This window comes from Paenibacillus hamazuiensis (assembly GCF_023276405.1).
Taxonomy (GTDB): Bacteria; Bacillota; Bacilli; order Paenibacillales; family NBRC-103111; genus Paenibacillus_AF; species Paenibacillus_AF hamazuiensis.
On sequence record NZ_JALRMO010000001.1, the window covers coordinates 6,637,700 to 6,651,360 of the forward strand.

Consider the following 13,661-nt stretch of genomic DNA (forward strand, 5'->3'; position numbering starts at 1 on the left):
GGGGAGGTCCATATTTCATGAAAAGAAACAATAAACTTGCTTTAGTCAGCGCAGCGGTCGCCAGCACCATGTTGGTATCGGTCGCCTGCAGCAGCGGAGGAGAAGCGCCATCTGCCGGCAAACAAGCTGCCGCACCGGAGGATACATCGCCGCTTAACCTGAACATCGCCATTACCCAGGTGGGCGACATTCCCGCCAAAGGCAATGCCGTGGAGCAGGCTATCGAGAAATATACAAACACGAAGCTCGATTTTCAGTGGATTCCTTCGTCCGCCTATAACGATAAAATCAACGTGATGCTCGCCTCCAACGAGATGCCGAAGCTGCTTAAGGTGAACCAGGGGCCTACGGTTACGAATGCGATCGAATCCCAGCTGTTCTGGGAAATCGGCCCGTACCTGAAGGACTACAAAAACCTGAACGCGCAAAACAAGCAGTTTTACGAAAACATCGCGGTGGAAGGCAAAATTTATGGCGTGCCGCTGTATCGCAATATGGGCCGCGGAGCGAACGTTTACCGCAAGGATTGGATGGACAATTTGAAACTGGCCTATCCGAAGACGCTCGACGAATGGTACAACGTGCTCAAGGCGCTCACGCTGAACGATCCGGACAAAAACGGGAAAAACGATACGTATGGCATGGTGCTTCACAAAACGTACAACCAGGGCTCCGCTTCGATTCCGACCCGTTTTGCCGTTATGATGGGCGGCATCAACAAATGGGGCGTAGACAAAGACGGCAACTTTACGCCGGAGTACATGACACCGGAATTTTTCGATGTGCTGAAATTGTTCCGCCGTCTGTACGCGGAAAACCTGATCAACCAGGACTTCGCCGTGCTTGACGCGACGGAAGCGGAAAAAATGATGGATACCGGCCGCGCCGGCATGCGTTTCGGCGTAGCGACCAACGGCAAGAGCCAGCAGGACCGCTTGAACAAAACGAATCCGAACGCGGTCGTCGATGTCGCCAGCTTCGAAGGGCCTAAAGGCATTCGCATCGCTTCGGAAAACGGCAACAACGGCTTCCTCGTCATTCCGAAATCGTCGGTGAAAACCGAAGCGGAAATGAAACGGGTGCTCGGATTCCTCGACAAGCTGATGGATCCGCAAATGTCGACGCTGCTGCTGCGCGGTATCGAAGGCACTCATTTCGGCAATACGGCCGACGGCCGAACCGAATTTGTCGGCGACGGCTTCAACATCTTCCAGCGCGAAGTGAAGCCGTACCGGGATAACCTGACCGTGCTCGAAGGCTACAATGTGAAGCCGCTCAAGGACGTGCCGATCGGCGAAAAAGGCACGAAGATGGAATCCGACGGCATCCAATATATCGTCTCCAACCCGGCGCTCAGCCTGAAATCGCAAACATTCTCCGAACGCGGCCAAGAGCTCGATCAAATGATGATGGATGCGCAGACGAAATTCATCATGGGCAAAATCGACGAAGCCGGCTGGCAGGAAGAGATCAACAAGTGGAAAAAAGCCGGCGGCGACAAGCTGATTGCCGAATATAAAGCTGCCTATTTAAAAATGAAAAAATAGGAGCCTCCCCCCTAAATCCCCCCATCGGGGGGACCCCAGGCGCTCAGGCGCTCAGGCGCCCTGGACCCGCCCGCAGTGCGGGAGTGCTCGCTTCTAAGTCGCGTTTGTCCGGCATGGATTTTTAACCTTCGGGTAAAAAATCCTTTGCCGGACACGCTTCACTTTAGGCGTGATGCTATCGGAGGAGATACGTGCCTCGTGCCCGCGTCTGCCCGGCACATTTCGGCTGGCGCCGAAATGGTGCCTGGCACGCTCCACTTCATAGCATCTGCCAACAAAAAGAGGGTTCTCCGGCCGAGAGCCCTCCTTCTTTTTGTTATGCGAGCATATTTCCAAACCTTGATTACGGTACATCACTCACCCATATTTCTCCTTCACGACTTTGTTTTTCCCCGTTCTTTTCGCCACGTACAAACAGGCGTCGCTATCCGCGAACAGCTGCTCCTTGCCTCTGGACTCGGAATAGCTTTGCACGCCGGCGCTGATTGTCACGGACAAGCCGCCAAGTTCCTCGTGGTTCAGTCCGGCGACGGCCACGCGAATTCGCTCCAGAATCTCGCAAACGCTTTGCATGCTTTTTCTCGTAAAGATCACGGCGAACTCTTCCCCGCCGTAGCGGGCTACGAAATCGTCGGGGTCGGCTACACTTTGAAGCGTTTTCGCGACCCTTTCCAAAATAAGATCGCCGATCGGATGACCGTACGTATCGTTGACCTGTTTGAAATTATCGATATCTATAACGGCCAGATGGATCGGAAAGTAGCTCTTGCGCCTTTCCTCTATAACCCGGTCGAGCTGCTCCTGAAAGGAAAGCTTGTTGTACAGCTTGGTGAGCGCATCCGTTCGGGACAACCGGCTTAATCCCGTATTTTCCTCCGCCAGCTTCGCAAGCTGCTCCATCATATGGTTGAAGCTTTGCCCCAGCTGTCCGATCTCGTCTTCGGTCGTGATCTGCATACGAACCGACAAGTCGCCCCGCTCCCCTTCCTTCATCAGGTTGCGAAGACCGATCAAAGGAACGATGTACTTCTGAACGATGTAGTACCCTACTCCCAGCGACAATAGCAATGCCGCAATCGCCATCCACAGCATAAGCCAAAAAATAACACGGCTTTTTCCCGTCAACCCTGAAACGGGGATCACTCCAAAAACCGTCCATCCGGTAACGGCGGACCGGGCATATACGACAAGCTGCTCTTCTCCTTGCGAATCCGTCATAAAATATTTGCCCTGCATCGATTCAAATACGGAGGGTTGTATCGGCGCCGGAAACGGCTTACCTATCATGCCCTCCTCGGAGGATAACATCACTGTGCCGGCCGGGTTTACGATATAGGTTTTGCCGAGCGAACCTGCAAAAGGCTGCAAAAGAGCGTCCCTTGCCGACTCCGTTTCGATGCGAATAAATTCGACGGCCATCGGCTTAAATGCGGTTCGGTCCATGACCAACCGCGATAAACTGAGTACGGGCTCCCCGGATGAGCCATCGATGTCCACCGTATTCAGCCAAACGGCTTTGCCCGATGTTTCGACAACTTGACGGAACCAGGTTTCCCCGCTCACGTCATCATTTTCGTGTTCCCAGAATCCCAACCCTACACCGCCGACGTATTTTCCTTTCAAATTATATAAAGCCGCACCAGACAGCTCTTTGTAAGTATATAACGATCGTTCAAGCCAGTCCTTTGTCTGGATGCTGAAGTAAGCGGGATTGTTCGAATCGAAGGAGTCTTTGCCGCTTTCCGAGACGGCGAGCGCAAGCTGCGCCGAGCTTTCCTCATAAGATCTGAACTTGATATCGAGCTTTTCGTTCATAAGCAAGATCGTTCGGTAAACGGAGTTTAACATGTTCTCCTTTAGCACCGATTTCGATACATGATAAGAAGAAAATCCGAGCAGCAGCACAAGAGCGGCCATACCCGCAACAACGATAAGAAACAGCCTTGTGCCGATGGACTTGGAGGGATTTCGAAAAAGATAGTGCCAAGGGATGGCCGTAACACGTTTCAATGGTGATCTCCCCGAAAGCAAATTGAAAAACGTAACCTCATCATATCATAAAAACGACTAGAAAAGTCGATTATTGTCGAAAAATGACGCATAGTTTTTCGAAAAATCAGCCGTATGCGGCAAAAACCCGGGATCGGAATCCCGGGCCCCATTAGGGAACATGTACGGTTTTTACGTGATCGAAATGCATAAAGACCGATTCTCCGTTTGACGTTACGAGCTCGAGCATGTTGTTTTGCACCGACTTTAACTGACCGATTTTGTTCGGGTTTTCCCCCAGATCGATGACAACGAACTCCCCTTCCAGCTTCTTAAGCTGCTGGTCGAACGTGCGGGCGAGCGGAATCGGATTCGGATTAAGCGGAAATTTTTCCTGCTTCAAAGCGTACGGCGTCACGTTAGGGTGATACGGAATCAAGTATTTTAAATGATTCATCGATATAAAGACGGTTCGAAATACCGGCGAATTGAATACGAAATAGTCGTTCATAATGCTCGTTAAATAGCCGTGAATCGTCTGGTTGCCGGTAATGAAAAGCTCGATAAACATCCCTCTGGCATTCATCAGGATTTTCCGGTAAGAGATGTCGGACCCGTTTTCAAAAGGCGATTCCGCCACCTCCTCGTCCACTTCGTCCGGATTCGGATTCAGGCTGATGTACTGCAGATGGACAAGCGGAATATACAGAAACTGCGTCGCATTACGCACAACGAGAATATCGTTGCCGATGTCGACGAGAGTTCCCTTTACAGGATGCCCCCTTCCCGAAATTTCCAGCTCGACCAGCTTGCCGATAAAAGACTGCATGATTTCCATGATCTTCTCCCCTCCTTGAGGCATTTCTGGATAAAACAACCATTGCGGAAAATAACGTAACGCAAACTTACCTGACCATCGCTGTCCAAATATACAAACAAAATAAGCTGAACAACGTTCCCAGCGGGATAACCGCCACCGTCACTCGGATATACTCGCTCCAGGTGACCGCTATATTGTTTTTCCTGACGATGAACATCCAGATTAACGAAGCCAATGTGCCCATCGGCGTAATGAGAGAACCGACGCTGCTGCCGATAATGTTGGCCAAATAAGTGATCTGCAGTATATGCGGATCCAGCCCCATCTCCATCAGCGAAAGCGCACCGATCATGACCGAAGGCAGATTGTTCAGCAAATTCGAAACCAGCGAGACCAGAATGCCGACAATCATAATCGCATGAAAAGGGTCCGAAGAGATACTTTCCTTCATCCCGCTTACGATAATCGCAGTCAAGCCGATGTTGCTCAATCCATAGACGATGACGCAAATACCGAAGGCAAAAAGCAAAACGTGCCAAGGCGTTTTTTTCAGCAAATCGGAAGGTCCGATTCCTACGCTGAACCAACGGACCGCGATCAGAAGCACCGTCCCCAGAACAGCGATCCATTCGATAGGGACGCCCAGCGACGTTCCTCCGAAAAAGGCCGCTCTGACGATAACCACAATGCCGATGCACGCTTGAAACAAATTCCAGTTGATTTGTTCCAGGCCCCTTCATAGACGGATGAAAGGATACCTCCGGGGAATCGCCCCTCCGAATCCATCGTTCTATTCTTTGGGGACTGTAGTAAGCATGAGGAATATTCGTTTGAACAGGGAACGCGTTCGGTGCCGGATGCAAGGATATGTTTCTGGGAATCTTTTTTCGAAAATAAATAAAGAGCAGCAGCGCGATAAAAACGATGCCCGTTACGGAAGGCACGAACATCAGATTTGCATACGAGTTCAAATCAAGCCCAACGATGTCCAGCGCCATCAAATTGGCAATGCTGCTCACCCCTATGGACGCGCCGGATGCCATCGCTACCAATGCTCCCGAAAGCAAATACGGTATTTTTTGATGCGGTTTTAAATTCAGCATCGTTACGACTTGAATGATGATGGGCGTAGTGATCAATATGCTCCCGTCATTGTTAAAAAATAACGTCATTAAAAAACAGAGCAAGTTAATGTACCAATAAAGCAGTACCCCGGACCCGCCCGCATATCGGACGACATTGCAGGCTGACCACCGGAAAAAACCGATGCTGCCCAGCACGATGGACATCACTGTCGTGGACAGAATCGTTAAGGCCGCTCCGCTGACGATGCCGAAGATCCGGTACACATCGGAAACCGGAACGATTCCGGCAAGTATGATAAAGGCTGCGCCGACGGAGGCAGGAATCGATTCGTTCATACCCCCGGGGCGCCACATTAGAAAAATAACCGTCATTATAAAGACGGTTAGGGTCAGGATCGTCATGATATCAGGCATGGGGGGCTCGCCTCAATTCCGAAAAGGAGGTCTTCGGCCTCGTCAGGTTCGGAAAGACCGGCCCCCCCTATAAGATCGAACGGTTTATCTTTTCGATCCGCTTCTGGATTTGGAACCGCTGGTACCGCCTCTATGGCCGCTTCTGCTGCTGTGGCTTCCGTTGCTGCGGCTTCTGTTGCTGCCGCTTTTGTTGTTAGCGCCACTCCGGTTCGAACCGCTTTTTTGGTTGTTGCTTTTGTTTCCGCCGCTTTGGTTCGAACCGCTTTTGCTGTTATTTTTGTTTCCGCCGCTGCCGCTGCCTTTACTGGAATTTGTGCTGAGGACCGTTACATGTTTAATATGGAAAACCGGTATGCGCACCATTTGTTTATTGACGAGTACAACGATGTTATCGTCCATAGCTTCCAGGATAAATCCTTCGACTTTCTCGGGACCGCCGTTGATGCAGACATGTTGGTGCCTGAGCCGCAGGAACAAATCGTTAAAGTTATACGCTCTTACATACCGAGCGGAACCGCTGTAGGAGCCGCTGGCATTCGCTTCGCTGAAGCTCTTCACATGCCTGCCGTTTACGTATACGACGCCTTGGTTTGTTTGCATGACCAGGTAGTCATGATGAACATAAAGAAGCTTTCCTTCGATCGAATCCGGACCCGAGCGGTTAACTCGTATTCCTCGTCCAATTGCATTTGCCAAATAAGCCATTTTGTCATTACCCCTCTCGATTAATTGCTTCACTCGATCAATGCCTACTCTATCTATCAAGTCAGCTCGAGCTGCCGGTTACATAGGCAGTGACCTCCTTTCATTCATCTTGAATATTTAGTTGTAATATATTTATATGTGTCCCTTAAGGAACGGTACTGGTTGTCTATCTATATTTCTGGCAAATCCGCAATAATCTATCGATGGTTCATAGACGAAACGACCTGTCCATCCGCTTATTTTTCGGCTCTATCAACTTCCGTCCATATCATTCCGAGCGCTCAATCATAATCTGTTAGTATCCTAGATTGAGGAGGTTGGTTTTGAATGCCTAAAGCTGCGTTTGCCAAAGGAGATTGTTCCAGAGGTGCCAGGGGAGGTCGCTCTCGTAGCACTGGAGGGGATCGAACTAAAGGAACTCGAGGAGAACGTACTCACGGTACCGCAGGGGGCCGCACCCGCGGTACTTCCGGGCATCGTACCCACGGTACTGCCGGACATCGTACTCATGGTACTTCCGGACACCGTACTCACGGTACTTCCGGACACCGTACCCGCGGTACTTCCGGACACCGTACCCGTGGTACTTCCGGACACCGTACCCGCGGTACTTCCGGACATCGCTCCCACTGCACTCCCGGGGGCCGTACTCGGGGCACCGGCGGGGAGTAAAGCGAACGGAGTACCCCTGCAACAGGGACACCAGCCGTGTCGACAGATGCCCTGAACGCATAACGTAAAGTATCGCAAAAAGCCTATCCATGCGATAGGCTTTTTGGTTTTCTTGCGGGAAAGGCGCGGATGACGATGGCATTGCCAACCAGGCAAATCATGATTAACGACAGGCAAAGACAGGCGCTTCAAAAGGACGTATGGAGCGATAAATATGTCGATGCGGCCATGACCACCCAAGGAAGAAAATATTGCATCAAGATGCGTTACCGGGGAGGACATACCCGGGAGTATCCGAAAAAATCGTACGAGATCGTCCGCCGGGGAAAAACATTCCATTATAATGCGGAGTATGACGATCCCTCCATGATCCGCAATGCGCTCTCGTTCCGATTTTTCCAATGGATCGGGGTCCCGAGTCCGAATACGAAGCATGTTTTATTAAAGATGAATGGGGAAAATCAAGGAGTATATCTGGAGATCGAGGGGGTGGATCGTTCTTTTTTCAGGAAGAGACGGCTCCCTATGAAATCTCTGATATATGCCGTCAATGACAACGCGACATTCGGACTGATGAGTGCGGATACCCGCAAACGAAAGAAGTCCCTTTTCAGCGGCTACCGATTAATCATCGGTACGGCTGCCGAACGCGAGCGTCTCAAATCATTTATCGCCCGCATCAACCGGCTGAGGCAAAAACAACTCCAGCAATACCTGAAACAGCGGCTCGATATTGAAAATTATCTCCGGTGGCTGGCCGGAGCGGTGCTTACCGGAAATTACGACGGCTTCGACCAAAATTACGCGCTGTATACACCCCGGCTCCGGCACAAATACCGGATGATCCCCTGGGACTACGAAGGAACGTGGGGCAGAAATTGCTACGGCCGACGATGCGGCAGCGATTTGGTCCGTGTGACGGGATATAACACGCTGACCGAAAAGGTGCTTGCGTTTAAAAGCAACCGGACCAGGTATAAAGAAATACTTAAAGATATTTTGGCCCACACCTTTACCGTGAAAAAAATTATGCCTGTGGCGAATCGAATGTTAAACGACATCGCCCCCAGCATTTACACCGATACGACGCGAAAATATCCGACATCGGTATTCAACGGGGAGTCCGATATCATCCGAAACTACATCATAGAACGAAGGGAGATCGTTTACGAGGCCATCAGCAAATTATAGCTGCAGGCAATAAGGAGGCTCTGATGAAAGAGCCTCCCTTCCGAAGGTCACCTGCTTCACTTTTTGGGAATGTACATAAATTTTGAAACCAACCCTGACATACTTTTGTCAGGGTTGGTTGTTTATGATTAAGCCTGTAGATCGGATCAACGATAAGGAAAGGAAGAGAAATCATGGGTGCAACGCAAAACAAAACGGGATTGATCGTAGCGGGACTGCTGCTGGCTATCCTGATGGCTTCGATGGATAATACGATCGTAGCGACCTCGATGGGAACGATTATCGGCGAGCTTGGGGGACTCGACAAGTTCGTCTGGGTCACCTCCGCTTATATGGTGGCGGAAATGGCCGGAATGCCGATTTTCGGCAAACTGTCCGATATGTACGGACGCAAACGTTTTTTTGTCTTCGGCATCTTGATGTTTATGCTCGGCTCCGCTTTATGCGGAACGGCAAATTCGATCGTACAGCTCAGCATTTACCGCGCTTTGCAGGGCATTGGCGCCGGGGCTCTGGTGCCGATCGCGTTTACGATCATGTTCGATGCGGTCCCGCATGAGCAAAGAGGTCGGCTCAACGGGCTGTTCGGCGCCGTGTTCGGCATGTCGAGCATTTTCGGCCCGCTGCTCGGAGCTTATATCACCGACTATATCAGGTGGGAATGGATTTTCTACATCAACCTGCCGATCGGTCTGATCGCCTTCGGCCTGATTACGCTTTCTTACAAGGAATCGCTGGAGCATTCCAAACAAAGGATCGATTGGTGGGGGGCCATTACGCTGGTCGGCGCCATCGTCTGCCTCATGTTCGCTCTGGAGCTGGGCGGCAAGCAGTATGCATGGGGCTCGGCTCCTATTCTCGGCCTGTTCGCAGGGTTTGTCCTGCTTGCCGCGATATTCCTGCTCGCCGAAACGCGCGCCGAGGAACCGATCATTTCGTTTCGCATGTTCCAAAACCGGCTGTATGCGGCAAGCAACGCGATAGGGATGTTGAGCGGAGCCGCGTTCATAACGGCATCCGTCTACATCCCGATCTTTATCCAGGGCGTTCTTGGCGGAACGGCCACGAACTCCGGCCTCGTGCTGCTGCCGATGATGCTCAGCTCGGTCGTCACCGCGGCCGGAGGCGGTTTTCTGATGAGCAGGTTAACCTATCGGGCGATCTTGATCCCGACTCTTGCCCTGCTTGTCATCGGGCTCGCGCTGCTGACTACGCTGTCCGCAGAAACGCCGCGAGTCCTCATCACCCTTTTTATGATTCTGGTCGGTCTCGGAATCGGCGCTTCCTTCTCCGTGCTGACCACCGCCGCGATCCACTCGTTTCAGGTTCGGCAGCGGGGGGCGGCGAGCGCCACGCTCAATTTCCTGCGGTCGCTCGGCATGACGCTGTGCATCACCTTGTTCGGCATCATCCAGAGCCACTCGCTGACGCGCAAATTGACCGATGCGTTCTCGGGAAGCGATCAGACCGCCATACCGCATGGTCTTAACTTCAGCGACCCGCATGCACTGCTCGATCCGGCGACCCGCAGCCAAATCTCGCCGCAGGTTTTGGGCAAAATCGCTGAGGGGCTGTCTTCTTCCATCGTGTTGACGTTTGCCTGCAGTCTCGTTCCCGCCGTGCTTGCACTCGCAGCCGCCTTCACGATGGGAAAGGATAGACTGAATCCAGGGCCGGAATCGGACTCGGATGCGGATGCGCAAGGTTACCCCGCGGCTTCCCACTGATCAAAGCGACAACGCCCGCGAATCCGGCTCGGATCTGCGGGCTGCGCTTCTTTCTTGCGGCCCGCTACGGACGGGCGAACAAAGCATCGACTTTCGCCTTGTTTTTCTCCAGCCAGGCGTCAAAGCTGAGCAGACCCGGATGAAGCTTACGCAAGGATGGAATATCGACGACATAATTACCGGCGTTCAACCAGTCGTAGATCTTGCCCATGATCTCGCTCTGCTCGTGCACGGTCTCCGATGGAATGTGCGTGTAGACGACCGTCTTGCCGGACACCCGGCTGATCGCCGCGGCAATATCGGGAGGCGTCTTCGCATCTCCGGCCAGCTCGATCGTTTTTCCGAGGTACCGTTCCGGGTGTTGGAATGCCAGCGCTGCGAACTTGCCGATGTCCTCCACCGCGATCATGGGCACCGGGATATCCGGGTTGATCGCCTCCAAATACGTTCCGTTCCGTATGCCGTAATGCGGGAAATTGACGTAATTCTCCATGAAATACGGCGGACGGAAGACGGTTGCGGGCAGGCCCAGCGATTCGATGATCTTCTCGACTTCCCATTTGGCCACCTTACGAAAAAGAGACTGTTTGTCCGCGTGTCCCATCGACGAATACACAAAATGCCGGACTCCGGCCGCTTGGGCCGCTTCGGCCACATTGGTCCCGAGCCGGATTTCCTCCGCCGCAGCGCTCAAATCCCACTCGACCGGCTGTACGCTGAAGACGCCGTAAATTCCTTGCATGGCGGCGTCCAGCGAAGCTCGGTCCCCCATATCTCCGGCTGCCAGCTCGGCCCCCGCCTGTGCGAGAGCGAGGGCCCGTTGACCTGACGTATCGCGGGTAAACGCCCGCACCTTCCACCCGTCAGCCAGCAATTGCTCCGCTGCCGCTCCGCCCTGCTGCCCGGTTGCCCCCAGCACCAAAATTGTCTTGTTATGTGATGTCATCTATGCGTCCTCCTTTTTTATTCGAGCGGGCTTACCTTATACCCTTGGTTCGGTCCTGCCCTGTTGATATCCTAAATCAAATGATATACTTTGGTAAGAACGCACTTTTTTTTGGCATACGCTAATTGAACATAGCAGCTAACGAAAGATTAGGAGGCGGTTTGATGATTCCGACCGGACAGCATCCGTGCCAGCTCGCCGTCAGCGAAGCGCTGCAGGTGATCAGCGGCAAGTGGGCGTATTTCGTCATTTCCCAGCTCTGTCTGGGTCCTCAGCGCTTTAATCAACTGCAAAGAAATGTCGGCGGCATCAGCATCAAGTCGCTCACGGACACTTTACGCCAGCTGGAACAGCAGCAGATCGTTCACCGCAGGGTATACCCGACCGTGCCTGTCAGTGTGGAATACTCTTTGACGGAAAAAGGCAAGGAGTACGGAGCCATCCTTTCGGAAATGCGCAAGTGGGGGGAGAAATGGGGAAACGGTTCTGCGGACAAACAAAGCCAGCCCGGCTCGATGTAAGAGCCGGCTGGCTTTAAAGTTATTGCTGCTTTTTACGCGAATTTTGGAAATCCTTAATGTTCCCCTTAAATACCCGGGGGAACTGTTCGCCGCCTACTTTCTCCAATTTCACGGTTTCACCGCCGGTATACGCCTTGATCGCAGCCAATCTAACGTCGGTTTCCGTGCTTTTCCTAGTAATGCCCGCCTCGAATGCGAAGCTTTTCGCCGTAAGCCCGTTTATGAGGTCCATGTATTTTGGCGCCGTTAGTCTAGAGGTACTCCCTTCCCTGACAAATCCCTCGGACGGCGACAGAGACCAATAATCCACTAACATGCAGTTCTCTGTATAGTGCAAAATCCACATGCCGGCGGCAATTTTCCGATAGGCTCCCGTCTCATCAAATTCGGCATTATAACCGAAAAGCCGCTGTGTTTCGTAAGCAGCCTGCTCGACTGCGAAAATCGCTTTAAAGTCCAGGAAATAGTCGGTAATCTGTTCTTCCGTCGCTTGAGGATTCTCATCCTCAAACTTTTTGAGCTCATTCCATATGTCGTAACGATAATCGTAGTCAAGATAAGCCAATGCGTTCTCTTCTCTTATTTTTTCAAAAAAATTTTTCCAATCCAGGTTAAGCCCTGTTATAGATGCGATCCCCCGCTGGCATCGATCAACTGTCCGGTTATCCAGCGGCTGTCCGGCGAAGCCAGGAAAGCGGCGATGTCGGCGACATCCTCCGGCTGTCCCCATCTGCCGAAGATCGAAAAATCGGCGCCGTATTTTCGCCCATCCGGATCATGGTACATACCGGCGTTCATGTCCGTTGCAACGAATCCCGGCTGGATCGCATTGATTGTGATTCCGCGCGGACCGAGCTGGTTGGCTAATGCAAGCGTCAATGTGTTGATGGCCCCTTTGGTCATGCTGTAAGCCAAAATGCCGGGAAGCGCAATTCTCGTCACGGCGGACGAAAGATTGATGATGCGCCCTTCATTGCGCAAACGCGGCAGCGCCTGTTGAATCATGAAGAACGGCGCTTTGACGTTGATGTTCATCGACTCATCGAACTCTTGTCCCGTCGTCTCCTCGATCGATTTCATCAAAGCGGTGCCCGCATTGTTTACTAAAACATCGAAGCTGGTCTCCCCGGTGCGCTGCTTAAGCTCGTAATCGAGCGCTTCATAGAGCACCTGAACGCCGCTGGAGGTTCCCAGATCGGCGCCGATGGCGAACCCCTCTCCCCCGTCCCGTTCAATTTCGCGGACCACTTCCTCCGCAGCATCCCGATTTTTGCCGTAATGCGCGGCAACGAGCGCCCCCTCTTCCGCCAGCCGCTTCGCAATGGCACGTCCGATTCCCCGGCTCGATCCCGTTACCAAGGCCACTTTTCCATCTAACTTACCCATACGTTCATCTCCCTTTGTTTTTTGGCTTGCGCTTCAGTTATAACACAAGGGAGATTTCGTCATGTTGCTCTCTCATTCGATGCGTTTGTTCTCAACGCAAAGAGACCCCTGCCTCATACAGACAGAAGTCTCTCTTCGAAGCTTAGCGCAAGCTCTCGCTTACCAGCCGAAATCCAATGCTTTGCCCGTTTCCACGAAGCTTTTCAGGCTGCTCAAAATCATCGGCCAGCTGCTTTTTGTATTTTCGTAGGAAGGGTGATTGTCCGGCCACTGATCGTTGACGAGCGTAACCTTCGTGCAATTGCCCACGGTTTCGAGCGTGAGGGTTACCCTCGTCTCCAGTTCCGCGTGATTCTCCCTATACGACGGTCCCGGATGCTCCGTCATGCTCATGATCCGGTACGGCTCAAACTCCAGTATTTTACCGTAAACATGTACGGTTTCTTCGCCGTCGTTGCCCGGGCCTACGTATTCGTAGGGCGCACCGGCTTCGAAGGTCGATTTAAGAACGCTTCCGAAAAATATCGCTTTCGTGCCTTCCGGCGATGTCAAAGCGTGCCAAACAGCCTCCGGTGCGGCCCCGATATACAATTCATACCTCAGATCCTCCATGATTCATCCTCCGTTCGATCATTCTTTTCTTCGTGCGGCCAGCTCT

12 protein-coding genes and 1 pseudogene are annotated in these 13,661 nt (G+C 52.3%); 4 read left to right on the forward strand and 9 right to left on the reverse strand.

The genetic code is table 11. The annotated features are described in order from the left end of the window. Window positions 1-17 precede the first annotated feature (17 nt). Window positions 18-1,547: an extracellular solute-binding protein gene (locus tag MYS68_RS29115; RefSeq protein ID WP_248929156.1), complete on the forward strand. Its 1,530-nt coding sequence runs from the start codon at window positions 18-20 to the stop codon at window positions 1,545-1,547. Window positions 1,548-1,904: 357 nt separating this feature from the next. On the opposite strand, the gene MYS68_RS29120 is transcribed toward MYS68_RS29115, so the two are convergent. The 5 genes and pseudogenes from MYS68_RS29120 to MYS68_RS29135 all read right to left on the reverse strand — a co-directional run bounded on the left by MYS68_RS29120 (window position 1,905) and on the right by MYS68_RS29135 (window position 6,560). Next, window positions 1,905-3,557, reverse strand: coding sequence for a sensor domain-containing diguanylate cyclase (locus MYS68_RS29120; protein ID WP_248929157.1), 1,653 nt, complete (start codon window positions 3,555-3,557; stop codon window positions 1,905-1,907). A gap of 151 nt (window positions 3,558-3,708) precedes the next feature. Continuing rightward, on the reverse strand, window positions 3,709-4,374 hold the full coding sequence (locus tag MYS68_RS29125; RefSeq protein WP_248929158.1) for a DUF2642 domain-containing protein: 666 nt from the start codon (window positions 4,372-4,374) through the stop codon (window positions 3,709-3,711). A 67-nt stretch (window positions 4,375-4,441) separates the two neighbouring features. Next, entirely contained in the window at window positions 4,442-5,041 is a 600-nt protein-coding gene (locus tag MYS68_RS38675; protein ID WP_338043626.1) for an ArsB/NhaD family transporter, read from the reverse strand. Between the two features lie 136 nt (window positions 5,042-5,177). Continuing rightward, window positions 5,178-5,855: pseudogene (locus MYS68_RS39195) on the reverse strand (ArsB/NhaD family transporter); the annotation flags it as partial. An 84-nt stretch (window positions 5,856-5,939) separates the two neighbouring features. Continuing rightward, window positions 5,940-6,560, reverse strand: coding sequence for a hypothetical protein (locus MYS68_RS29135; protein ID WP_248929159.1), 621 nt, complete (start codon window positions 6,558-6,560; stop codon window positions 5,940-5,942). An 801-nt stretch (window positions 6,561-7,361) separates the two neighbouring features. Between MYS68_RS29135 and MYS68_RS29140 the strand changes: the two genes are divergently transcribed. Both MYS68_RS29140 and MYS68_RS29145 read left to right on the forward strand, forming a co-directional pair. After that, window positions 7,362-8,423 (forward strand): CotH kinase family protein, encoded by a 1,062-nt coding sequence (locus MYS68_RS29140; protein ID WP_248929160.1) that lies wholly within the window; start codon window positions 7,362-7,364, stop codon window positions 8,421-8,423. Window positions 8,424-8,596: 173 nt separating this feature from the next. After that, on the forward strand, window positions 8,597-10,150 hold the full coding sequence (locus MYS68_RS29145; protein WP_248929161.1) for an MDR family MFS transporter: 1,554 nt from the start codon (window positions 8,597-8,599) through the stop codon (window positions 10,148-10,150). Window positions 10,151-10,214: 64 nt separating this feature from the next. Here MYS68_RS29145 and MYS68_RS29150 read toward each other — a convergent pair whose 3' ends face one another. After that, complete coding sequence (locus MYS68_RS29150; protein WP_248929162.1) at window positions 10,215-11,096, reverse strand: NmrA/HSCARG family protein; 882 nt, start codon at window positions 11,094-11,096, stop codon at window positions 10,215-10,217. A gap of 164 nt (window positions 11,097-11,260) precedes the next feature. Between MYS68_RS29150 and MYS68_RS29155 the strand changes: the two genes are divergently transcribed. After that, complete coding sequence (locus tag MYS68_RS29155) at window positions 11,261-11,617, forward strand: winged helix-turn-helix transcriptional regulator (protein WP_248929163.1); 357 nt, start codon at window positions 11,261-11,263, stop codon at window positions 11,615-11,617. Window positions 11,618-11,636: 19 nt separating this feature from the next. Here MYS68_RS29155 and MYS68_RS29160 read toward each other — a convergent pair whose 3' ends face one another. The 3 genes from MYS68_RS29160 to MYS68_RS29170 all read right to left on the reverse strand — a co-directional run bounded on the left by MYS68_RS29160 (window position 11,637) and on the right by MYS68_RS29170 (window position 13,615). Beyond that, window positions 11,637-12,182 (reverse strand): hypothetical protein, encoded by a 546-nt coding sequence (locus tag MYS68_RS29160; RefSeq protein ID WP_248929164.1) that lies wholly within the window; start codon window positions 12,180-12,182, stop codon window positions 11,637-11,639. A 56-nt stretch (window positions 12,183-12,238) separates the two neighbouring features. Further along, a complete protein-coding gene (locus MYS68_RS29165; RefSeq protein WP_248929165.1) occupies window positions 12,239-13,003 on the reverse strand; it encodes an SDR family oxidoreductase in 765 nt (254 codons plus the stop codon). Between the two features lie 159 nt (window positions 13,004-13,162). Then, complete coding sequence (locus MYS68_RS29170) at window positions 13,163-13,615, reverse strand: SRPBCC family protein (protein ID WP_248929166.1); 453 nt, start codon at window positions 13,613-13,615, stop codon at window positions 13,163-13,165. Window positions 13,616-13,661 lie beyond the last annotated feature (46 nt).